This is a genomic window from Mycobacterium sp. WMMD1722, from assembly GCF_049315205.1.
Classification (GTDB): domain Bacteria; phylum Actinomycetota; class Actinomycetes; order Mycobacteriales; family Mycobacteriaceae; genus Mycobacterium.
Map to the genome: position 1 here is coordinate 4,720,747 of NZ_CP186056.1, position 22,161 is coordinate 4,742,907.

Here is a 22,161-nt window from a genome sequence, read left to right on the forward strand (position 1 = left end):
TCTGCGTACATTCGGGGTAATACCGTGGGGTGGTGGATGGCTACGGTCGGGTGCGACTGACCAACCCGGACAAGGTGCTCTACCCAGCGACGGGCACCACCAAGGCCGAGGTGTTCGAGTACTACGTCGACGTCGCCGACGCGATGGTGCCGCACATCGCCGGCCGGGCCGTCACCCGTAAGCGCTGGCCCAACGGCGTCGGCGAGCTGGAATTCTTCGAAAAGCAGCTGGCCAGCTCGGCGCCTGACTGGCTCACCCGTGGCACCGTCGTCCACAAATCCGGTACCACGACCTATCCGATCATCGACACCCGCGAGGGTCTGGCCTGGCTGGCGCAGCAGGCGTCGCTGGAGGTGCACGTCCCGCAGTGGCGCTTCGTCGGGGGGCGGGTGGACGAGAGCACCGGCGATCCGGGTGAGCTGACCCCGGGTCCGGCCACCCGCATCGTGTTCGACCTCGACCCCGGCGAAGGGGTGACGTTCCGCCAGCTCTGCCGGGTCGCCCACGAGGTCCGCGACCTCATCGCCGGCATCGGGCTGACCGCCTTCCCGTTGACCAGCGGCAGCAAGGGGCTGCACCTGTACGTGCCGCTCGACGAGCCGATCAGCAGTCAGGGGGCGTCGGTGCTGGCCAAGCGGGTCGCCCAGCAGCTCGAGAAGACCATGCCCAAACAGGTCACCGCGACGATGACCAAGAGTCTGCGCTCGGGAAAGGTCTTCCTGGACTGGAGCCAGAACAACGGCAACAAGACCACGATCGCGCCGTACTCGATGCGCGGCCGCGACGAGCCGACCGTCGCGGCGCCGCGCACCTGGGACGAGATCGAAGAGCCCGGTCTGAGACACCTTCGCTTCGACGAAGTCCTCGAACGGGTTGAGAAGTTCGGTGATCTGCTCGCCGACCTCGACGAGAAGGTGCCCGTCGAGGATCGGCTCACTCGCTACCGCAGCATGCGCGATCCGGCCAAGACCCCCGAACCGGTGCCGTCGCGACCGCCCACCGCCGGCAACAACGACCGCTTCGTCATCCAGGAGCACCACGCCCGTCGCCTGCACTACGATCTGCGTCTCGAGCGCGACGGGGTGCTGGTCAGCTGGGCGGTGCCGAAGAACCTGCCGGAGAGTCCCTCGGAGAATCGCCTCGCCGTACACACTGAGGACCACCCACTCGAATATCTGAGCTTCCACGGCAGCATCCCCAAGGGCGAGTACGGCGGCGGCGACATGTTCATCTGGGACACCGGCACCTACGACACCGAGAAGTTCAACGACCATGCGCCCGACGGCCCGGCCAAGGGCGGCGAGGTCATCGTCACCCTGCACGGCGAGAAGGTCGACGGCCGTTACGCCCTGATCCAGACCGAAGGCAAGAATTGGCTGGCCCACCGGATGAAGGACCAGGCCAACCCCACCTTCTCCGACTTCGCGCCGATGCTGGCCACGCACGGCTCGATCGAGAGGTACACGGCGAAACAGTGGGCATTCGAGGGTAAATGGGACGGTTACCGGCTACTGGTCGACGCCGACCACGGCACGTTGTGCCTGCGCTCCCGTAGCGGCCGGGACGTGACCGCCGAGTTCCCCCAATTACGCGCGCTGGCCGCCGATCTCGCCGACCACCACGTGGTGCTCGACGGGGAGATCGTGGCGCTCGACGACAAGGGGGTGCCGAGTTTCGGCGAGATGCAGAATCGGGCCCGCTCCACCCGGGTGGAGTTCTGGGCGTTCGACATCCTGCGTCTCGACGGCCGCTGGCTGCTGAAGGCGAAATACCGCGACCGCCGCAAGATCCTCGAAACCCTGGCTGCGGGCGGGGGTCTCATCGTCCCCGGCCTACTCGACGGCGACGGACGCGAGGCGCTCGAGCACGCCCGCGACCGCACGTGGGAAGGTGTGGTCGCCAAGAAGTGGGACTCCACCTATCAACCGGGCCGGCGCTCCTCGGCGTGGATCAAGGACAAATTGTGGAACACCCAGGAAGTGGTGATCGGCGGCTGGCGTGAGGGCACCGGCGGGCGCACCAGCCGGATCGGGGCGCTGGTGCTCGGGATTCCCGGTCCTGACGGATTGCAGTTCGTCGGCCGGGTGGGGACCGGCTTCACCGACAAGGATCTCGCAAATCTGAAGAAGACACTCACTCCGCTCGAGACCGACGAATCACCCTTTGCGACAAAGCTTCCGACTCAGGACGCCAAGGGGGTGACGTTCGTGCGTCCGGAACTGGTGGGGGAGGTGCGCTACAGCGAGCGCACGGGGGACGGCCGGCTGCGGCAACCGTCCTGGCGGGGGCTGCGGCCGGACAAGAGCCCCGATGAGGTGGTGTGGGAGTAGTTCAGCGGGAGACGGAGCTCGTCATGTCCGCGAGTCCGGCGGCCAGGCTGACTGACGGTGTGTAGCCGAGATCCTTTCTTGCGGAACTGATGTCGTAGCTGCGGTCACGACCCATGAACGCGGTGATCCAATTCGTCAACATCGGTGGTTCGGTCCGACGCAGCAGCCGTGCTCCCGCGTCGAGGAGCGCTCCGACCGGGGCCGCGAAGGCCATCGGCACGCTGCGGGTCGCGCTCACGTCGACACCCTGGGTGGCCAGTAGCGCCGTGAACAGGTCGCGGGCGGGCATCGGGGTGCCGTCGGTGACGTAGTACGGGCGGCCGGCTCGGCCTCGGGTGAGGGCGAGGCGAACGGCCTCGGCGAGGTTGTCGACGTGGACGAAGTCCACTGTGTGCCTGCCGTTGTCGATCCAGCTGAATCGGCCGGCCCGTGCTGCGGCGACGAACTCGGCAAGGGTGGGCATGCCCGCGCCCCAGACGAAGGGGGGCCGGAGGGCCACCGTCGTCATCGTCGGGGTGGCCGCGCTGAGCAGGGTGCGCTCGGTGGCGAGCTTGATGCGGCTGTAGGCGATATTGGGCCGACCTTCATCGGTGTCCTCGTCGACGATCGGTGCGCGCTGAGTGCCGGTGGCCACGCTGGCGGCACTGATCAGGACGAACCGCTTCACTCCGCCCGATGCGGCGGCCCGGTGAAGACCGACACTGGGCTCGAGGTTGGCTCTGCGGAAGACGTCGTCAGGACCCCAGAACGCCATGTGGGCAGCGCCGTGCACGACGGCATCGGCGCCGAGCAGTGCCGACGTCCACTGCGGTGGTCGGGCACTGTCGACCAGCTCCGAAAGGTCGCCGAGGACCGGCTCTGCCCCGGCCCTGCTGACGAGTTCCGCGGCGCCGTCCGTGCGGGCAAGCGCACGCACGTGGTGACCCGTATCGACAAGTCGCCTGATCACGCGCTGCCCGACGAATCCGCTGCCGCCGGTGACGAATACCTGCATCGGTCTACTCCGTTCGTTCTGCCTCAAATCATTTGATATCAAACTATATGGCCACTGATAATATCCCGTCAACATGGACGAAGCGAAGGGCGTGCGCGCTGCGCCGGGAACATCGGCGCAGCGCGCCGGGCGGCTGGCCGATGCGTTCGGGCGCGCGGGGAAATCGGTCGTGCGGGCTTTCGACGACCGTCTGGGGGAGCATGGAGTATCGACCCCCAGATCCAAGTTGCTCGCCGAAGTGGCTCGGATGCAACCAGTGCGGCTCGCGGATCTGGCCCGGGAAGTCGGGGTCAGCCAAGGGACGGCGTCGACGTTGGTCGAGGCACTCGTTCGCGACGGGCTTCTCGCTCGCGCCGTCGATGACAACGACCGCCGCGCGATACGACTGACGACGACGCCCGCCGGCGAGCGGCAGGCGCGCGCGTGGCTCCGCGATTACGCCGTCGTCGCAACCGAGATCTTCAACTGTCTCAGCGCCGAGGAGCAGCGCCGACTGACCGAACTGCTCGATCGGATCGCCGAGTCCCTGGACCCCCCGGCCTAATCCAGTCGCGCACGAGGGCCGTGGACCGCCGGGGGGCTGCGGCGGCCGGAATGTGTCGGTGGTCGAATGTACGTTCGAGGCATGTCGGCGAGCGCTCTGCTGGAGGCGGTGGCCGTGTTACGCGCTGCCTTCGACGAGGTGGCTGCCCACGATGTCGACCTACTGACCCGGCCCGACCTCGTCGAGGCCCTCGACGAACTGGAAACGCTCGGGTGTCGACTGCCTGCGGTGAGCCACCGGTTGCTGGCCCGCCTGCAGACCGAGGCGACGCCGAAGGAACTGGGCGCCAAATCGTGGAAAGACGTGCTCTCGATCCGGTGGCGGATCTCGACCGCCGAGGCGAACCGCCGGCTGACCGAGGCGGCGTTGTTGGCACCGCGGCAGTCGGTGAGCGGGCCGTCCCTGCCGCCGACGCTGCCCGCCACCGCTGTGGCCCAAACCCACGGGCTCATCAACGGTGAACACGTCGAGGTCATCCGCAAGGCCGTCGACAAGCTGCCGGGTTTCGCGGACGTGGCCACTCGCGAGCAGTTCGAGGTCGACCTCGTCCGCACCGCAGTCGGCGTCGGGCCGAAGGAGCTCAAAGACAACGCCGATCGCATGTTGTTCCTGCTCGACCAGGACGGGCCCGAACCTGACGACGCCGAACGGGCCCGTAAGCGCGGCGTGACCACGCACAAACAGCGCGATGACACGATGGTCGATCTGACCGCGACGTTGACTCCTGAAGCGTGGGCGGTGTGGGAGGCGATCTTCGCCAGGTACGCGGCGCCGGGAATGTGCAATCCCGACGATCTCGAACCCTGCACCTCGGGGACGCCGTCACAAGCCCAGATCGACAACGACCAGCGCAGCCTGGCCCAGCGCCAGCACGACGCGATGCTGGCCGCCGGGCGCATCGCCCTCATGAGCGGCGAACTCGGACAGCTCAACGGGCTGCCGGTTTCGGTCATCATCCGCACCACCCTGCAGGACCTGGAGTCCCCGGCCGGGGTGGGTGTGACCGGCGGAGGCGCCGTCGTGCCGATCGCGGACGTGATCCGAATGGGCGGTCACGCGAACCACTATCTCGCGGTGTTCGACGGAGCCACCGGCTCGGCTCTGGATCTCTTCCGCACCAGGCGCATCGCGTCCCCGGCGCAGCGGATCATGCTGATCGCTCGTGATGGGGGATGCACCAAGCCGTGCTGCACCGTTGGTGCGTACGGCTCCCAGGTTCATCACGTCTCGGCTGACTGGGCGGACGGTGGTAACACCAACATCGACGAACTGGGACTCGCGTGCGGGCCCGATAACCGCCTCGTCGGGAAGGGCGGCGGCTGGCGAACGCAGATGAACGACCGGTGCGAGGTGGAGTGGATACCGCCGAGTGAGTTAGACACCGGCCAGGCGCGGCTCAACCACTACCACCGCCCCGAACGTCTTCTGCGTCCTCCGGACGATTCGGAAACCCTGAGCGGCAACGACACCGGGACGTCCGGGACAACGGAGTCCTTCGGCGTCGGCGAAAACCTTGTCGATCACCAGGACGAATCGGGCGAACCGGGTGGGCCGGCGCCACCCGACGAGCGAGCGGCCTGACGTACCAGCCACCCGTCGGCATCCTCAGAGCCCTCATCTCCAACATCGGCGTCACAGGGTGACGTTCACTGCGGGTTACTGCTAGCCGGTACTGCGATTACCCGGCATCGGCCATGACTCGGGAGGTCGTATCGACGAGAGTGAAAACCATGCCTCGAATCGTCGCCCCGATGATCCGCATCGGCGTGCTGGCCGGCACCGTGGTCGCCGCGGTGGCGTTACTCACCGGCTGGTCCGCCGGTGCGCCCGCGGCACCCCCGCCCGGCGGGGTGAAACCGACCGTCGTCCTGGTGCACGGGGCATGGGAGGACACGTCGAGCTGGGACGGTGAGGTGTCGGCCCTGCAGCAGCAGGGCTACGACGTCCGGGCGATCGCCAACCCGTTGCGAAACCTCACGACCGACGCCGAGTCCGTCGCGGACTTCCTCGCATCGCTGAGCGGCCCCATCGTGCTGGTCGGGCACTCCTACGGCGGCTCGGTGATCACCAACGCCGCCGCGGGCAACCGGAACGTGAAGGCGCTCGTCTACGTCGACGCCGCAGCGCCCGCCGTCGGAGAGACCAACGCCTCGCTGAGCGGATCCGACTCGGTGCTCGAGCAGCGGCCGGAAAATGAACTGTTCGAACGGCTTCCGTATCCGGGTGCACCGGACGGCGCCGCGGACCTGTATCTGAAGAAGGACATCTTCGTACACCACTTCGGCAACGACCTGCCCAGCGACGTGGCGGCCAGGTTGTGGGCCGGACAGCGGGCGGCGTCCACGACCGCGTTCGACACCCCGTCGAAGTACGCGGCATGGCAGAGCATCCCGTCGTGGTACTTCATCAGCAGTGGCGACCAGATCATCACGGCGGCCTCCGAACAGGCCATGGCAGAGCGCGCGCATTCGGAGGTCACCGTCTTCAACGGCGGGTCTGACCTCACGCTGATCTCGCACCCGGACGCCGTGACGACCGTGATCGAACGGGCCATCGCGTCCGTACGCTGAGTTGCACTCGGCCTTCCGGTCTGAACCGTCCAACGATCAGCAGCGTCACCCGTACCCTCCCTACGGTGCGCGCATGGAGGGAGCGGTTCATGAGCTCGGCCGACGATGACGGATCCGGGCCCACCGTCGAGGAGGAACCGGACTACCGCTTCACGCTGGCGAACGAGCGAACCTTCCTGGCGTGGATCCGCACCGCGCTGGCGTTGATCGCCGGCGGTATCGCCGTCGTCCAGTTCGTGCCGTCCTTCGGGATACCGGGTGTCCGGCACGGGCTGAGCGTTGCGCTGACCGCGGGGGGAGGTCTGCTGGCTGCTCTGGCGGTGCGGCGCTGGCAACGGGTTCAAGCAGCCATGCGCCGTGGGGAGGAGCTCCCCGGCACCCTCGTGCCGATGTTGCTGGGCGGCGCCATCTTCGCCGTCACGATCGTGGTGTTGGTGATCCTGCTGATCTGGCCGCCGACGGGGCGCTGAGATGTCCCCGGCCGAGAAGTCCGGCCTCCCCGCCGAACGCACCCTGCTCTCGTGGGAGCGCAGTGCGTTCGGCTTCCTGGTCGGCGGGGCGCTGGTCTTGCTGCGCCAGCACGGCCCGCTGGGGCCGGGGCGGGCCGTGCTCGCTTTGACCGCGACGATCCTGGCCATCCTGGTCCTGCTCACCGGTCAACGGCGGGCTCGCCAAATCCGGCACAGCCCGCACGTCGCCGGGCGACCGGTGCTGCACGCACCTCGGGCTGCGGTCCTGTTCATCGGCGCCGCCACCGTCACCTTCGCCCTGCTCGTCGTCGGCGCGCTGATATTCACCCCGGCACTCGGCTGAGGATCTACGACGCGTCAGGCCAACGCCAGGAAGAGTTTCTCCAGCTCGGCTTCGGTCATCGGCTGTTTGCCGTCGGCCGCTTCACCGGTCATGCATTCGCGCATACCACTCGCCACGATTTTGAACCCGGCCCGGTCGAGGGCCCGCGACACGGCGGCAAGCTGCGTCACGACGTCCTTGCACTCCCGGCCCTGCTCGATCATCGAGATGACACCGGCGAGCTGCCCCTGCGCTCGACGCAGCCGGTTGAGCACCGCGGCGATCGCATCCTCGTCACCCACCATGGTGTCGCTCCCTTCTCCGGACGGTACAGCGATGGTACCGGCGGGGGTATTCCCCGCGCTCACGCCGGCGCGCCGCGGGCGGCCCCGACGCCGATGAACCGACGCAGCGGGCAGCGGGCGTAGCGGTTGCAGGCGAACGTCAGCAGTGCGGCGATCCCGGTCGACGTCGCCGCGGCGATCCCGACCCCGAGGTGGATCTCTTCGGCCAGGATGACCGACGACATCGTCAGCACGAACCAGCCGAACGCCTTGCGCAGCGAATCGGGATCGACCATGGCGCTCAGCCGTGCACCGATCAGCGCGCCGACCACGGCGGCAGCGGTCACCGCCAGGGCGACCGACCAGTCGATCTGCACGCTGGACAGGTAGCCGCCCAGTCCCGCGAACGACTTCATCGCGATGACGATCAGCGAGGTGCCGACCGCGACCGGCATCGGCAGTCCACCGAGCAGGGCAAGGGCGGGCACCACGAGGAAGCCGCCGCCGGCGCCGACGAGTCCGGTGACCAACCCGACCACCAGGCCCTCGGCGACGATCTTGGGGATGGGCAGGCGATGCGGAGCTCCGGCGGTCTCGATCGTCTTCCGCCCACGCAGCATGGCGACGGCGGTGGCGATCATCATCAGCGCGAAGCCGATGAGCAGCACAGTGCCCGGGATGAAACGCGCCAGCAGCCCACCCGCGTAGGCGCCGGCCATTCCCGCGGCACCGAAGATCAAGCCGGTACGCCACTGTACGCGTCCGGCTCGGGCGTGCGAGACCGCACCGATCGCACTGGTGACGCCGACCACCAGCAGGGAGGTGGCGATGGCCTGTTTGGCGTCCAGGCCCGCGACGTAGGCGAGCAGCGGAACGGTCAGGATGGAGCCGCCGCCGCCCAACAGTCCGAGCGCGATGCCGACGAAGACGGCCAAGCCGACGGTGAGCGCGAACATGGTCAGGCCGCCGTCGTCTCGTCCGTGGAACTGCCGTCGATCAGCTGGGTGACGATGCTCTGGGCGTCGCAGGAGGCGCCGCGGTTGTAAGGCAGCTTCGACAGCAAAATGCCCATGGCGCAGGTGTTGGACAATGCCGCGAACGTCAGTCCGCCGCCGACCGCGCCGGCCACCCACTTGAGTTTCGGGGCGGCGACGCTGCCCAGGATGCTGGACACCACGATCAAGCCCGCGACCAGCCGCACCTGTCGCTCCAGATCCCAGCGCGCCGCGCCCCGGTTCACCGCGAAGCCCTGGGCTGTCCACGCGGTGATGCCACCGGCGAGGATGTGCACATTCGACAGGCCGGCATCGCGCAGGGCCTCCTCGGCCTGGGCGGCGCGCTGGCCGGACCGGCAGACCAGGACCACGTCCTCCTCGAGGTGCTTGACGATCTCATCGCGGTGTTCGCGCAGCAGATCCAGCGGCACGTTGTAAGCGCCCGCGATGTGGGTGGTCTCGAACTCACCCGGGGTGCGTACGTCGAGCATCCGGGGTGGGGTGGCCGATCCGAGCATCCGGTTCAGATCGCCGGGATCGATGGTGGTGGGTGCGGTCATGTCGGTGTCCTCTCGATACCCCCATGGGTATTACTTGATCCATGGTAGACATACCCCATGGGGTAAATGCAAGTGGGAATTTATATACCCCCCCGGGTACTTGACATACCCGTAGGGGTATCGGCACTCTGGATCGCGGAAGGCCGGACCCACCCACCGAACGAGAGGACCTCCGCCATGAAGTTCATCCAGTACTACCTGGACTGCCTGTCCCACGCGTCCTATCTGATCGCCGACGAAACCACCGGGCGCGCAGTCGTTGTCGACCCGCAGCGCGATGTGGCCGAGTACCTGTCCGACGCCGAGGAATTGGGCTTCACGATCGAACTCGTCATCGAGACGCACTTCCACGCCGACTTCCTGTCCGGACACCTGGAGTTGGCGAAGGCGACCGGCGCGAAGATCGTGTACTCCTCGGTCGCTGAGACCGAGTTCGACTCGATGGGCGTGGCCGACGGCGAGCGCTACTCGCTGGGTGACGTGTCGCTGGAGTTCCGGCACACCCCCGGCCACACCCCGGAATCGATGAGCATCGTCGTCTACGAACATGCCGGCGACGAGGTGCCCTACGGGGTGCTCACCGGCGACGCGCTGTTCATCGGTGACGTCGGCAGGCCCGACCTGCTGGCCTCGATCGGGTTCACCCGTGAGGAACTGGCCGAGAAGCTCTTCCACTCGCTGCACGACAAGCTGATGACGCTGCCCGACGCGACCCGGGTGTATCCGGCGCACGGCGCGGGCTCAGCCTGCGGTAAGAACCTGTCCACCGATCTGTGGTCGACGATCGGTGAACAGAAGGAGACCAACTACGCGCTGCGGGCGCCGGACAAGGACACCTTCATGGCGCTGGTCACCGAGGGTCAGCCGCCGGCGCCGAGCTACTTCGTCTACGACGCCATCCTCAACCGCAAGGAGCGGGGGCTGCTGGACCAGAACAAGATGCCGGCCGCCATGACCTACGAGCAGGTGCGCACGGCGATGACGGCCGGCGCCATCCTGGTCGACGGGCGCGGTCCCGAAGAATTCGCCACCGGCCACCTGCGCGGCGCGATCAACATCGGACTCGACGGCCGGTACGCCGAGTTCGCGGGTTCGGTGGTCCCCACCGACGCCGACATCGTGCTGTTCACCGAGCCGGGTCAGGAGCTGGAAGCCAAGAACCGGCTCGCCCGCATCGGGTTCGACCGGGTGATCGGCTATCTGGACCGCCCGTTCGAGGTGATGTTCGCGCACCCCGACGACGTGCAATTGGCGTCCCGGTTGACGGCCAAGGCGTTCGATCAGCGTGCCACCGAACTGGCCGATCTACAGATCGTCGACGTCCGCAACCCGGGTGAGGTGGCCGCCGGCACCATCCCGAACGCGATCTCCATCCCGGTGGGCCAGCTGCCCGGGCGGCTGAGCGAGCTGGATGCCGCCAAACCGACCGTCGTGTATTGCGCCGGCGGCTACCGGTCCTCGGTGGCGGCGAGCCTGTTGCGGCGCAACGGTTTCACCGATGTCAGCGACATCCTGGGTGGCTTCGGCGCCTGGGCGGAATCCCGCCAGAACGCCTGAGCGACAGGACAAGTCATGGCTACCGACAAGCATCACATCGTCATCGTCGGCGGCGGCACCGCCGGTATCTCGGTAGCGGCCCGCCTGGTACGTAAGGGCTACTCCGGTGTCGCCGTCATCGAACCGTCCGACGTGCACTACTACCAACCGCTGTGGACGCTGGTCGGCGGTGGCCAGGCCGAGGCTGCGGCCACCGCCCGGCCGGAGGCCTCGGTGATGCCCAGGGGGGCGACGTGGATCAAGAATGCCGCGGCGACAGTCGATCCTGACAACAACATGGTCGGCTGTGTCGACGGTGCGGTCTACGAGTACGACGTCCTGGTGGTATGCCCCGGTATCCAGTTGGACTGGAACCGCACCGAGGGGCTGACCGACGCTCTGGGCAAGGACGGGGTGTCGTCGAACTACCGGTTCGATCTGGCACCTCGGACCTGGGAGTTCATCCGCGGTCTGCGGTCGGGTACCGCGGTGTTCGCGATGCCGTCCGGCCCGATCAAGTGTGCCGGGGCGCCGCAGAAGATCGCCTACCTGGCCAGCGACTACTGGCGTTCCCGGGGAGTGCTCTCCGACATCGACGTCCATCTGGTGGTGCCGACCCCGCGGTTGTTCGGCATTCCGGCCATCGCCGACAGCCTCGATGCGATCGCCGCGGACTACGGCATCACCGTGCACACCAACGCCGAGGTGACCGGCGTCGACGCCGCATCCCGCAAGGTGGGTGTGACGGCGACCGCAGGTGGAGTGGATACGGTGCTGCCCTACGACGTCCTGCACGCCGTACCGCATCAATCGGCCCCGGACTGGATCAAATCCAGCCCCCTGTCGACCGGCGATGCAGCGGGGTACGTCGAGATCGACAAACACACGATGCAGCACGTGCGCTACCCCAACGTGTTCAGCCTCGGCGATGCCGGATCGTCACCGAACTCCAAGACCGGGGCCGCGATCCGCAAACAGGCCCCGGTGGTGGTCGAGAACATCGACGCTCTGCTGCGGGGCCGCCCGCTGACCGCGTCGTACAACGGCTACGGGTCATGCCCGATCGTCACGTCCTCGCACGCGATGTTGTTGGCGGAGTTCGACTACGACCTGAACCTGACTCCGTCGATTCCTCTGGTGGACCCGACCACGCCGCACCGCGGCTACTGGTATCTGAAGAAGTACGGACTGCCGTTCATGTACTGGAATCTGATGCTGAAGGGGCTCGCCTGACCCAACGCCACGACCCGTGCGGGGCTCGATGAAGCGCGGTGGCTCTGCAGCGAAAGTGGCTGTCGCTCTTGAGTGATCGCGCTGCGCGGCATCCTCCGATTCCCCGACAGGCGGCGCGCGGTGTGGCAGTGTTGCGGCCATGAGCAAGCGGACGCTCGCCGCCCTGGCCCCGGCCGCGGCGCTGGCCGGCATCGCGCTGCAGGATCTCCTGCAGAAGGAGCATGCGCTGCGCCACAATTTCCCGGTCATCGCACGGTTGCGCTATCTGCTGGAATCCGTCGGCCCCGAGCTGCGCCAATACATCATCACCAGCAACGATGCCGAGCGGCCGTTCAGTCGGGATCAACGACGGTGGGTGTATGCGTCGGCCAAGAAGGAGAACAACTACTTCGCCTTCGGCACCGACAACGACGTCGAGAATTCGGCATATCCGATCATCAAGCAGGCGACGTTCTCCGACGTCGTCCCGGCGTCCCCCATCCACGGCCACGACATCGAGGTCCCGGGGGCCAAAGTGCTCGGCGGGCCCCGCGGCCGGCGGTTCGCCTTCCGCCCGGCTTCGGTGGTCAATGTGTCCGCGATGTCCTTCGGCTCGCTGAGCCCTCCGGCGGTCGCGGCCATGAACAGGGGTGCCAGAATCGCCGGCTGCTGGCACAACACGGGTGAGGGCGGTCTGTCCGACCACCACCGCCAGGGCGGTGATCTGGTATTCCAGGTCGGCACCGGTTATTTCGGCTGTCGGAACGCGCGCGGAGACTTCGATCTGGACCGGCTGGTGGATGTCGTCGCCTCCGCCCCCGTGCGCGCCATCGAGATCAAGCTCAGCCAGGGCGCGAAACCGGGTCTGGGCGGTCATCTGCCCGGCGCGAAGGTCAGCGCCGAGATCGCCCGCATCCGCGGTGTGGAACAGGGCAAGGATGTGGCCAGCCCGTCCCGGCACACCGCTTTCGGCAACGTCGACGAGATGCTCGACGTGGTCGAACGGATCGCCGACACGACCGGACTGCCGGTGGGGATCAAGTCGGCGGTGGGTGACATCGGGTTCTGGGAAGAGCTAGCCGACCGGATGGACGACGGCGGGCGCGGGGTGGACTTCATCACCGTCGACGGCGGCGAAGGCGGCACCGGCGCAGCGCCGCTGGTCTTCGCCGACCATGTGTCGTTCCCGTTCCGGATCGGCTTCGCCAGTGTCTACTCGGTGTTCGCCCAGCGCGGCATGACCGACCGGGTCACCTGGATCGGGTCGGGCAAGCTCGGCTTGCCGGCCAACGCGATCGTGGCGTTCGCGTTGGGCGTCGATCTGGTCAACGTGGCGCGTGAGGCGATGCTGGCCGTCGGATGCATCCAGGCCCAGAAATGCCACACCGATCGCTGCCCCACCGGCGTGGCGACCCAGAACCCCTGGCTCGCACGCGGTCTGGACCCGGAACAGAAGTCGCATCGGCTGGCCAACTATGTCCTGACGCTGCGGCGCGACCTGCTCAAGGTCTCGCAGGCCGCCGGCGTGCGCCATCCGGCCATGCTGAGCCCTCGGCATGTGGAGATCCTCGACGGCGACCGCGGGCACCGGCCCCTCGCCGAGGTCTACCACTACGGCGAATCGTGGGGGGTGCCCGGCCCGGCGATCGTCAACGACATCGATTCGTACATGCGCCGCTTCGACGGCGGACCCGGCGCCCACGAGGTGGTCGAACACGCACCACTCGAGCCGTCCACCGGACCGGAGCAGGCGGCGCAATAGCGCTTGCCGTATTGCTCAGCCGAGCGTCACGCCGGCAGTCGCCTCGCGCAGACCGCGGGTCGCGAGTTGGTCGGCCAACTCGTTGTCGGCGATGCCCGCGTGTCCCTTCACCCAGAACCAGGTGACCTGGTGCTGCGCGCAGGCCGCCCGCAGGCGCTGCCACAGATCGACGTTCTTGACCGGCTGCTTCGCCGCCGTCATCCAGCCGTTGCGTTCCCAGCCCAGTACCCACTTGGTGATGCCGTTGCGGACGTAGGTGCTGTCGGTGTGCAGGTGCACGGTGACCGGTCGGGTCAGCGCCTCGAGCGCCATGATCGGCGCGGTGAGCTCCATTCGGTTGTTACTGGTACTGCCGGGTTCACCACCGAACATCTCACGGACATGCTCACGGTGTCGCAGCACCGCGCCCCAGCCGCCCGGGCCGGGGTTGGGCCGGCAGCCGCCGTCGGTGTGGATCACGACGACGTCTTCGGTCATGCGGTGAGGATAGGCGGTGAGATCACGGCCGTGCGGACCGACATTCCGAAGGCGTCGTGGCGCAGTGTGGTGATCCGGCGCCCCGGCTGCACGGCGTCTTTCACCGGTGCGGCCCGGTCACCGAGGAACGCCGCCGTCGCGTCGATGTCGGCGACGGTGTAGGTGATGCCCCACAGCGACGACGGGCCGTCGCCGGCCGTCTCGGGCGAGCCGACCACCTCCACGATCACCTCCCCGAACCGGAAGAAGATCTGACGGATCGGCCGCCCCGCGAGGGTGGTCTCCCGCTCCCGGCGCGCCTGTACACCCACCTGCGCCAGACACGCCGTGGTGCGCGACAGGTTCTGCGACATCCACACGATGTGATCGATCGACAGAACGCCGTTGGGGTGCGCGCCGGGCCGACCCGACGGTGACCCGTCCACCGCGCGGGTGGGAATACCGTCGAGCTCGGCGATGTCCGAAGCAATTCCGCGCAGGGACCAGCCGATGATGCCGGTGCCGTGATCGCGGCCCACCAGCCGGATCCCGACGCCACCGACCTGGCACTGAGCGTCGGGGCCGACGGTGAAACCGGCTTCGGACCACGCTTGCGGTGGGTCGGCGACAACCAGGATACCGACTTCGACGGTCATGACCGTTTCGCGCGCATCATCGATTCCTCTCCCCGATGTCGTCAGTCGGGTTTCAGTGCCGCGGCCAAGCCTTCGCAGTCGGCCACTGTAACGGTCAGATTGGGATGGCGGATACGCCCGGTCGGCTCGATTCCGGGTACCGGCACCTCGAAGAGCATGCACACCCCGCGGTCGCCATTGGTGGCCAGGGTCAGCCCACGGTCGGCCACCGCCACCCGGGCCGAGCCGGCCGCGCGCAGAAACGAATACGGCCCGGTGATCGCGACGGCGACGATGTTGTCCAAGGACGACTCCACCTGCCACGGACCGAACCACACGATGAGCCGCCCGTCGTGCACCACCACTTCCGAGGTGGACGGAAAAACCCCGAACGGCGCCGCGGCGAGTTGGTAGGGCCGGGTGAACGCGAAGGGGAACGACTGATCGGACACGCCACCGGCTACCCCCGCCGGTGCCGGCGAAACCCGATTCGGCAGCACGCACCCCGGGTATGTGGGCGCCGTACCGCTCGGTGAGTTCATGCCGGGCCAGCACTACCTGGTGGCGTGAGACGGGCTCAGGTGATGGTCACGCCACCGTCGACGACGATGGTCTGCCCGGTGACGTAGCCACCGGCTTCGGAGGCCAGCCACACCAGGGTCGCCGCCAGTTCCTCGGGGTCGCCCATACGGCCGAGTACCACCCGCGACGTCACGCTGTCCAGGTAGCCCGGTTTGTACTGATCGGTCATCTCCGAGGCGAAGAAGCCCGGCGCGATCGCATTGACCCGGATGCCTTTACGGGAACCCCACTGCTGCGCCAGGTCCCGCGTCAATCCGGCGATCGCCGCCTTGCTCGCGGAGTAGGCGGCCTGCGGCAGTGCTGCGGTCGTGATGCCGAGAATGCTGGAGATGTTGACCACCGAACTGCCCGGCTGCATCACCCGCCCACAGGCCTGCGCCGCCCAGTACGACCCGTTGAGGTTGACGTCGACGACCGCGCGGAATTCCTCCGGGGTCTCCCGAGTGGCGGGTACCGCGGTGCCGACACCCGCATTGTTGACCAGGACGTCGACCCGGCCGAACTCGGCGACGGCGGCGTCGACCATGGCCTGGCACTGGGCCGGGTCGGCGACGTCGGTCGCCACGGCCAGTGCGCGTCGCCCGGCCGAACGCACCAGCTCCGCCGTCCCGGCGAGCTTGTCGGCCCGGCGCGCGGCGAGCACCACGTCGGCACCGGCCTCAGCGCACGCCCGGGCGAAGGCCACCCCGAGTCCGGAGGAGGCGCCGGTGACGATGACGACCCTGTCGTCGAGACGGAATTTGTCCAGAACGGGCATGCCCGTCATCCCACCACATCGGCGTTGACGGCCGTCAACGGCTCTCAGGGCCGAGGCGGCCCGCACTGAGTAAAATGTCCTCAACCATGGGGTTGAGTGACCAGCCCCGCAGCGCATTCCTGGTTGAGGTGGTCACCATTACTTCAGCTGCCGGCCTGACCGACGCACCCGTCCGATCGCACGTCGCGATCACCGATCCCGACGAAGCGGCGGCGTTCCTGGAGGCCGCCTACGGTGTACGGCTACGCCTGTCGATCGGTGAGCCGCGCGGCGACGGGCGCGCGCTGCTCGAGCACACTCGCATCTCGGCAGGCGCGTTCGCCGTGGAGGACATCGTCGTCGACGGCGAGATCAAGAGTGCCCCCGACGCGTTGGAGAAGGTTCGGGTGCTGTGGGTCGAACGCGGCGTGGTGGAATCGGATTGCGAGGGCATGGGCCGGCGCGCCGGCGCCGGTGAGATCGCCATGACCGCCCAACACGACCTGCCGTTCGAGTCGCACTCGGTCGACGTGAAGGTGACGTCGGTGCTGCTCGACCCCGCGATGGTGGCGAGCGTGGCGACCGGCCTGCCCGCGGAGCAGGCTCCGGGTTCGGTGCGGTTCGCGCGTTTCGACCCGATCGACGGTGCCGCGGCGCAGCTGTGGAAGGACACCTTCGCTTTCGTCAAAGACACCGTGCTCGGAGGTGACGCGACCGTCTCGCCGCTGCTCCTCGGTCAGGCCGGGCGCATGCTGGCCGCCGCGACACTGTCCGCCTTCCCCGCGTCGGCGGGCGCCGAACCGCGCCCGTACGACCGCACCGACCACCAACCGGTCCTGCTGCGCCGCGCGGTCGAGTTCATCGAGAGCAACGCCGCCAACGACATCGCGCTGGCCGACATCGCCGACGCGGTGCACGTGTCGTCGCGTGCCGTGCAGTACATGTTCCGCCGGCACCTGGACACCACTCCGTTGCAGTACCTGCGGCGGTTGCGCTTGGAACATGCGCATCAAGATCTCAAGCAGGCCTATGTTCTGCACGACACGGTGACGGCGATCGCGGCGCGCTGGGGATTCGCGCACACCGGGCGGTTCGCGGTGATGTACCGGCAGACGTATGGCCGGAGCCCGCATGAAACCCTGCGCGATTGACCGCCGCACGGCACAGTTCTCACCAGGTGAAGTCCTTGTTCGTCCAGGAGTGAACGCATGAGCTCCACGTCCGATCCGCCCGATCGATCCGCACCGGGAGCGCGGGGTGCGGCGGCCAAGGCGCGCGCAGACGAGCTCCGCTACCGACGCGCCGAACTCGCGGATGGCCTGCCGTCCTCGGGGGACACCGTGGAGCGTGCCCGTGTGCGTGCCGACGAGGCGCTCGTCCGTGCGGCGCTGGCGCATCACGCCGCGGCGATCCGGCACCGAGAGGCCGGGGAAGTGCACCGCCGCGCCGCGGCTTTACATGAGGACGCTGCGGTGCGGGCCGCCGACGGCGATGGCGATTCCCATCTGGACGCCGCGGAGCGGCATCGCGAGGAGGCCGCTCGCCACGAGGCCGCCGCCGACGCGGACGATGTCGGTGAAGTCGCGGACCGCAAGCGGATGCGCTAGTCCGCCGCCTCGGCCTCCATCAGCAGCAGCGCACCGTCGACCGTCCCACCCGGGGAACGGAATGCACTGCAGGTGATGCGGATGCGCGCCGGTCTGCCGCGCCTGGTCACCGCGTCGACCGTCGTCCTGCCGACGCTGTCCGCCTCGACGAACACCTGACCGATCAGCGGGTTGACTCCGGTCATGGGCAGTCCGAAGTCCAGCGTCGCGAGGGCGTTGCCGACGGTCTCGGTCGCGCGCAGCCCCCACAACTCCTCGCAACCCCGGTTCCAGACCACCACCCGCATCTCACGATCGACGACGACCAGCCCGAACCGCACCGAATTCACCAGCGAGTCCAGGAATCGCTGAGCGTCGTCGAGTTCGGCACTGCGGTCCCGGAGCGCGTCGTTGATGGTGTGCAGTTCGTCGTTGGTGGACTGCAACTCCTCATTCATCGTCTCGAGTTCTTCGTTGGTGGACTGCAGTTCCTCGTTGGTCGTCTCCAGTTCCTCGACGGTGGACTGCAGTTCCTCGTTGGTGGTCTCGAGTTCTTCGTTGGTGGACTGCAACTCCTCGTAGGCGGCCTCGAGTTGTCCGTTCGTATGCACCACCCGGTCGACCAGCGCGCGGGTGGACGTCACGTCGAAAAACACCACCGACACACCGAGCAGCCCGTTGTCGGCGTCGACCAACGGGTTGACGTGCACCTCGAACCAGATGTCGTCGTTACCGGCGCGCTGCCACCGGACATCCTCGATGCGGGCGGAGCGTCGCTCGACCTTCGCCTGTTCGACATAGGCGCGTAGTTCCACCGGCCGGAACGAGACCTCGAGGTCACGCAGGAGCCGGCCGATGTCGCGGGCGGACAGGCCGAACGTCAGCTCCGCCTGCTGGTTGACCATCGCGACGACGTCATCGCCGGTCACCACGATCTGCGCCACCGGGCTGACGCGGAATGCCAGATCTCTGATCGGGGACAGCGTCGGCAGGTCGCCGCCGCGGTCGACCACCACGGGGATCATCGTGTCGATGCGCTCGGGTGGCCGATAGGGGCTGAGCGTCTTGCGGAAGATGCGATTCTTCAGGTCCACGGGAGTGAAGCGGTCGCTGTGGCTGAGCAGCATCTCGGCGTGGCCGAGGAAAAGCGTCCCGTGCGGCGCCAACCCGAAATGGAGGCGACTGAGAACGTTTCGCTGGGTCTCGGCATTGAAGTACATCAGGGTGTTGCGGCACGTCAGGAGATCGACGCGGGAGATCGGCGCGTCTTTGACCAAGTCGTTGCGGCGGAAGATGACCGCCCGGCGGAGGTCCTTGCGGAAGACGTAGCGGCCGTTCGTATGGTCGAAATACCGCTCGAGGAGGTCGGCGGGAATGCCTTCGACGCCTTTGGCGTCGTAGGTGGCCGCCCGGGCCTCGGTCAGGGCGTCCTCGTCGACATCGGTGGCGTAGATCTTCACCCGGCGCCGGAATTCGTCGGGCCCCAACGCCTCGGCGAGGATCATCGCCAGCGTGTAAGCCTCCTGGCCCGACGCGCAGCCCGCGCTCCAGATGCGGATCGGGTCGTTGGGGCCACGCTCGGCCAGCAGGGTGGGCACCACGTCGTCACGGATCACCTCCCAGGCCGGCGGATCGCGGAAGAACCCGGTGACGTTGATGAGGATGGTGTTGAACAGGGACGCGAACTCCTCCGAGGAGGCCTGCAGCACGTCGAGGTACTCCTCGAATGTGGTGTGCCCGGCCTGATCCATCCGATGCCGAACCCGTCGCATCAGCGACGTTCGCTTGTACCCGGTGAAGTCAAAACCCCGGGAATCGCGCATATAACGCAACAGCGCTTCGAACGCCTCGTCAGTCTCGTCGCTCACCCGTCGTCCCGTCCCGCTGATTGCCGCTGCGGATCGAACATACTCACCGCTAGAGGCACTTCTCCGGCCCTAGTACCGCCCACACCGTCTTACCGGTCGACGTCGGCGCGTTGCCCCACATTCGGCAGAGTGCAGCGACGATGCGCAGACCCGACGGCTGATCGGGCCACTCGACGGCTTCATGAACGTGGGCGGGGGCGGCACTGGTGTCCTCGACGGCCACGGTCACCACGGTCCCGTCGGTCTCCAGGCGCAGGGACGGCCGACTTGCGGTGTGCTGCAACACATTCTCCACCAGTGCGGTGGCCACCACCTTGGCCGCCGGAATGTAGGCGGTGTGCGACCACCGCGTCAGCCACTCCTCGACGGCCGCGCGGGCCCGGACGAGGGTGGCGTCGTCGTCGTCGAAATCCACCCGTGCCCTGCGCCGGACGCGGCGAGCGTCGGAGTCGCAGTGTGCGGCGAGCGCTGCGCCGATGGTGGCGTACACCGGCAGGTAACGGGCCACCCCGTTGCGGCGGATAGCTGCCCGTCCGCCGCTGTGTTCGCAGACCAGCGCGACCGGGACATCAGGCCAGCGGGCGACGTGCCAGCGGGCGCTGGTGAACACCGACCACGCCGACTCGGCCGGGACCAGCAACCCGGTGACGTCGACGATGACAGCGTGGGGGCCGTCCAGCGCCGCCTTGATGATCCGGTCGCGCAGCTGTCGGTAGGTCGCACCGTCGAGGACACCGCGCGGTGTCAGCACCGTCGCCTCGCCGGCGGCGCCGGCGTCGATCACCAGTCCGCCCGGGCTAGGCGCCACCGTGATCCTCGATGCCGGTCGACGGGTCCGACAGGCGTTCTCCGAGCACCGTCATCGCGTGTTCGGCCTCCTCCGCCTGACGGGTGTAGCGGTCCTTCAGGCCGCCCGGGCCGACGTTATCCGCCAGCCGGCGCGACAACCGGGCCTTCTCCTGCAGGCTGCGCAGTGCGATCCACAGTGCGCCCTCGATCTCGCTGTCCCGGGCGGCGAGCAGCGCCTCGGCGGTCCAGGCGTGTCCGACATGGCAGCGGTAACTCGACTCGCTCAACTGCATGAGCGAGCCGTTGCAATCCGGGCAGGTGTAGCCCGACGGCGGTCCGAGCGCCTCGGTGTCCGCGGCGACGGTGAACCGTGACCCCATCGCGATCCGGTTCTCCAGTTCCATGCCGGCGTCGGGTTCCATCGCCAACTCCTCGATCGTGCGGCCCGCCAGCTTCATCAGCAGGGCGCCGATGTTTGCGGCCGCCGCCTGGTGGTCGATCGCCCCGGCGTCGAGCGCATTTCGCGGCATCGCCGGGAAGAGGGCGTCGTCGGGCAGCTGGGCCACGGTCACACCGCCGCGGGCGCGGATGGCCTTGGCCCCGAGCACACCGTCGTCGAGCACGCCGGACATCACCACGCCGATCGCCCGGGGACCGAATGCCAGCGCCACGGAGCGGAACAGTGCGTTGATCGAGGGGCGATGGGCGTTCTCGGTGGGTCCCTCGGTCAGCAGCATGCGGTGGTCGTCGACCAGCAGGTGACGATCGGGCGCGGACACGTAAATTCTTCCGGCCGTGAGGGTTTCGCCGTCGGTGGCCCTCGTGGCGGGCAGCGGTCCCTGCCGGTCGATGATCCTGGCCAGCACGCTGGGTGCCTCGGCGGGCACGTGCAGGACCACCAGCACCGCGTAGGGCAGGTCGGGCGGCAGGGCGGCCGCGAAATGGGTAAGGGCCTCCACGCCCCCGGCGGATGCGCCGACGGCCACCACGCCCCGGAGCGGGTCGGGGTCGGAAACCATCAGTGGTTAGTACCCGCCGACCGGCCTCCCGAACCTGGTCACACCTTGGCCATCACGTTCTCGGCGAACCATTCGAGATTGCGGATCTTGTCCTCGAGCGGCTCGGTGTCCGGGCCGGTGATGTAAGGAATCCGGAAGCCGACGATGACGTCGGTGACGCCTTTGTCCTCGAGCCGCTTGATGCCGTCGACGGTGAACGCGTCGACGGAGATGACGTGGATCTCGAAGGGCCCGGTTTTACCGGCCTCCTCGCGGAACCGATTGAGCTTGGTGATCAGACCGTCGAGTTCCTCGGGGTCACCGCCGCCGTGCATCCAGCCGTCGCAGCGGGCGGCGCGGCGCAGCGCGGCGTCGGCATGGCCGCCGATCAGGATGGGTACCGGCTTCGTCGGCGCCGGCGTCATCTTGGTCTTGGGGATGTCGTAGAACTCGCCGTGGAATTCGAAATAGTCGCCGGTGGTCAGCCCGCGGATGATCTCGATGCACTCATCCATCCGCTTACCGCGCTTGGCGAACGGAACGTTCATCAGCTCGTAGTCCTCATTCCAAGGGCTGGTGCCGACGCCGAGGCCGAGCCGGTTGTCGAACAGGGCGGCCAGCGAGCCGGCCTGCTTGGCGACCAGCGCCGGCGGGCGGATCGGCAGCTTGAGGACGAAGAAGTTGAACTTCAGCGTGGTGGTGACCGCGCACAGCGCACCGGCGAGGACGAACGACTCGATGAACGCCTTGCCGTCGAGGAACTCGCGGCTGCCGTCGGGGGTGTAGGGATAGGTGGAGTCCGATTCGAAGGGATAGGCGACGCTGTCGGGAATCGTCATCGCGTGATAGCCGGCGGCTTCGGCGGCCTTGGCCAGCGGGATGTAATAGGTCGGATCGGTCATCGCCTCGGCATAGGTGAACCGCACAGCTCC

At 67.9% G+C, this 22,161-nt stretch carries 23 protein-coding genes; 11 read left to right on the plus strand and 12 right to left on the minus strand.

The window, feature by feature from the left end; genetic code table 11:
• Window positions 1-29: 29 nt before the first annotated feature.
• On the plus strand, window positions 30-2,330 hold the full coding sequence (locus ACN27E_RS22815; protein ID WP_422744940.1) for an ATP-dependent DNA ligase: 2,301 nt from the start codon (window positions 30-32) through the stop codon (window positions 2,328-2,330).
• Between the two features lies 1 nt (window position 2,331).
• Here the strand turns inward: ACN27E_RS22815 and ACN27E_RS22820 are convergent, their stop codons facing one another.
• Entirely contained in the window at window positions 2,332-3,324 is a 993-nt protein-coding gene (locus ACN27E_RS22820) for an NAD-dependent epimerase/dehydratase family protein (RefSeq protein WP_422744942.1), read from the minus strand.
• A gap of 73 nt (window positions 3,325-3,397) precedes the next feature.
• Between ACN27E_RS22820 and ACN27E_RS22825 the strand changes: the two genes are divergently transcribed.
• From ACN27E_RS22825 to ACN27E_RS22845, 5 genes are all read left to right on the plus strand, one after another.
• Window positions 3,398-3,868: a MarR family winged helix-turn-helix transcriptional regulator gene (locus tag ACN27E_RS22825; protein WP_422744944.1), complete on the plus strand. Its 471-nt coding sequence runs from the start codon at window positions 3,398-3,400 to the stop codon at window positions 3,866-3,868.
• 66 nt (window positions 3,869-3,934) lie between these two features.
• Window positions 3,935-5,449 (plus strand): HNH endonuclease signature motif containing protein, encoded by a 1,515-nt coding sequence (locus ACN27E_RS22830; RefSeq protein WP_422744946.1) that lies wholly within the window; start codon window positions 3,935-3,937, stop codon window positions 5,447-5,449.
• A gap of 149 nt (window positions 5,450-5,598) precedes the next feature.
• Complete coding sequence (locus tag ACN27E_RS22835; protein WP_422744947.1) at window positions 5,599-6,438, plus strand: alpha/beta hydrolase; 840 nt, start codon at window positions 5,599-5,601, stop codon at window positions 6,436-6,438.
• Window positions 6,439-6,527: 89 nt separating this feature from the next.
• Entirely contained in the window at window positions 6,528-6,908 is a 381-nt protein-coding gene (locus ACN27E_RS22840; protein ID WP_422744949.1) for a YidH family protein, read from the plus strand.
• Window position 6,909: 1 nt separating this feature from the next.
• The gene (locus tag ACN27E_RS22845; RefSeq protein WP_422744951.1) at window positions 6,910-7,251 is read left to right on the plus strand and encodes a DUF202 domain-containing protein; all 342 of its coding nucleotides are present in this window, start codon (window positions 6,910-6,912) and stop codon (window positions 7,249-7,251) included.
• 14 nt (window positions 7,252-7,265) lie between these two features.
• On the opposite strand, the gene ACN27E_RS22850 is transcribed toward ACN27E_RS22845, so the two are convergent.
• From ACN27E_RS22850 to ACN27E_RS22860, 3 genes are read right to left on the minus strand one after another with little or no spacing between them, the layout of a single operon-like run.
• The gene (locus ACN27E_RS22850; RefSeq protein WP_422744953.1) at window positions 7,266-7,535 is read right to left on the minus strand and encodes a metal-sensitive transcriptional regulator; all 270 of its coding nucleotides are present in this window, start codon (window positions 7,533-7,535) and stop codon (window positions 7,266-7,268) included.
• Between the two features lie 59 nt (window positions 7,536-7,594).
• Complete coding sequence (locus tag ACN27E_RS22855; protein ID WP_422744955.1) at window positions 7,595-8,470, minus strand: sulfite exporter TauE/SafE family protein; 876 nt, start codon at window positions 8,468-8,470, stop codon at window positions 7,595-7,597.
• Between the two features lie 2 nt (window positions 8,471-8,472).
• The gene (locus ACN27E_RS22860) at window positions 8,473-9,069 is read right to left on the minus strand and encodes a rhodanese-like domain-containing protein (protein ID WP_422744957.1); all 597 of its coding nucleotides are present in this window, start codon (window positions 9,067-9,069) and stop codon (window positions 8,473-8,475) included.
• A gap of 177 nt (window positions 9,070-9,246) precedes the next feature.
• Here ACN27E_RS22860 and ACN27E_RS22865 point away from each other — a divergent pair, with 177 nt between their 5' ends.
• From ACN27E_RS22865 to ACN27E_RS22875, 3 genes are all read left to right on the plus strand, one after another.
• Window positions 9,247-10,626, plus strand: coding sequence for a rhodanese-like domain-containing protein (locus tag ACN27E_RS22865; protein WP_422744958.1), 1,380 nt, complete (start codon window positions 9,247-9,249; stop codon window positions 10,624-10,626).
• 15 nt (window positions 10,627-10,641) lie between these two features.
• Window positions 10,642-11,838: an FAD-dependent oxidoreductase gene (locus ACN27E_RS22870; RefSeq protein ID WP_422744960.1), complete on the plus strand. Its 1,197-nt coding sequence runs from the start codon at window positions 10,642-10,644 to the stop codon at window positions 11,836-11,838.
• A gap of 139 nt (window positions 11,839-11,977) precedes the next feature.
• Window positions 11,978-13,579 (plus strand): FMN-binding glutamate synthase family protein, encoded by a 1,602-nt coding sequence (locus ACN27E_RS22875; RefSeq protein WP_422744962.1) that lies wholly within the window; start codon window positions 11,978-11,980, stop codon window positions 13,577-13,579.
• A 15-nt stretch (window positions 13,580-13,594) separates the two neighbouring features.
• On the opposite strand, the gene rnhA is transcribed toward ACN27E_RS22875, so the two are convergent.
• The 4 genes from rnhA to ACN27E_RS22895 form a co-directional block, all read right to left on the minus strand.
• Complete coding sequence (gene rnhA, locus ACN27E_RS22880) at window positions 13,595-14,056, minus strand: ribonuclease HI (RefSeq protein ID WP_422744964.1); 462 nt, start codon at window positions 14,054-14,056, stop codon at window positions 13,595-13,597.
• Complete coding sequence (locus ACN27E_RS22885; RefSeq protein WP_422744966.1) at window positions 14,053-14,691, minus strand: glyoxalase; 639 nt, start codon at window positions 14,689-14,691, stop codon at window positions 14,053-14,055. Before ACN27E_RS22885 ends, rnhA begins: the two co-directional genes overlap by 4 nt.
• A gap of 41 nt (window positions 14,692-14,732) precedes the next feature.
• Window positions 14,733-15,122 (minus strand): hypothetical protein, encoded by a 390-nt coding sequence (locus tag ACN27E_RS22890; RefSeq protein ID WP_422744968.1) that lies wholly within the window; start codon window positions 15,120-15,122, stop codon window positions 14,733-14,735.
• Between the two features lie 125 nt (window positions 15,123-15,247).
• A complete protein-coding gene (locus tag ACN27E_RS22895; RefSeq protein ID WP_422744969.1) occupies window positions 15,248-16,009 on the minus strand; it encodes an SDR family NAD(P)-dependent oxidoreductase in 762 nt (253 codons plus the stop codon).
• A gap of 86 nt (window positions 16,010-16,095) precedes the next feature.
• Between ACN27E_RS22895 and ACN27E_RS22900 the strand changes: the two genes are divergently transcribed.
• Both ACN27E_RS22900 and ACN27E_RS22905 read left to right on the plus strand, forming a co-directional pair.
• On the plus strand, window positions 16,096-17,139 hold the full coding sequence (locus ACN27E_RS22900; RefSeq protein ID WP_422744970.1) for a helix-turn-helix transcriptional regulator: 1,044 nt from the start codon (window positions 16,096-16,098) through the stop codon (window positions 17,137-17,139).
• Window positions 17,140-17,196: 57 nt separating this feature from the next.
• Entirely contained in the window at window positions 17,197-17,595 is a 399-nt protein-coding gene (locus ACN27E_RS22905; protein ID WP_422744972.1) for a hypothetical protein, read from the plus strand.
• On the opposite strand, the gene ACN27E_RS22910 is transcribed toward ACN27E_RS22905, so the two are convergent.
• The 4 genes from ACN27E_RS22910 to ACN27E_RS22925 form a co-directional block, all read right to left on the minus strand.
• The gene (locus ACN27E_RS22910) at window positions 17,592-19,397 is read right to left on the minus strand and encodes a CheR family methyltransferase (protein WP_422750070.1); all 1,806 of its coding nucleotides are present in this window, start codon (window positions 19,395-19,397) and stop codon (window positions 17,592-17,594) included. The two genes, ACN27E_RS22905 and ACN27E_RS22910, sit on opposite strands and share 4 nt — an antisense overlap.
• Before the next feature lie 94 nt (window positions 19,398-19,491).
• Window positions 19,492-20,250, minus strand: coding sequence for an STAS domain-containing protein (locus ACN27E_RS22915; RefSeq protein WP_422744974.1), 759 nt, complete (start codon window positions 20,248-20,250; stop codon window positions 19,492-19,494).
• On the minus strand, window positions 20,240-21,250 hold the full coding sequence (locus ACN27E_RS22920; RefSeq protein ID WP_422744976.1) for a chemotaxis protein CheB: 1,011 nt from the start codon (window positions 21,248-21,250) through the stop codon (window positions 20,240-20,242). The genes ACN27E_RS22915 and ACN27E_RS22920 overlap by 11 nt, the downstream gene beginning before the upstream one ends.
• 38 nt (window positions 21,251-21,288) lie before the next feature.
• On the minus strand, window positions 21,289-22,155 hold the full coding sequence (locus ACN27E_RS22925) for an LLM class flavin-dependent oxidoreductase (protein ID WP_422744978.1): 867 nt from the start codon (window positions 22,153-22,155) through the stop codon (window positions 21,289-21,291).
• Between the last annotated feature and the right edge of the window lie 6 nt (window positions 22,156-22,161).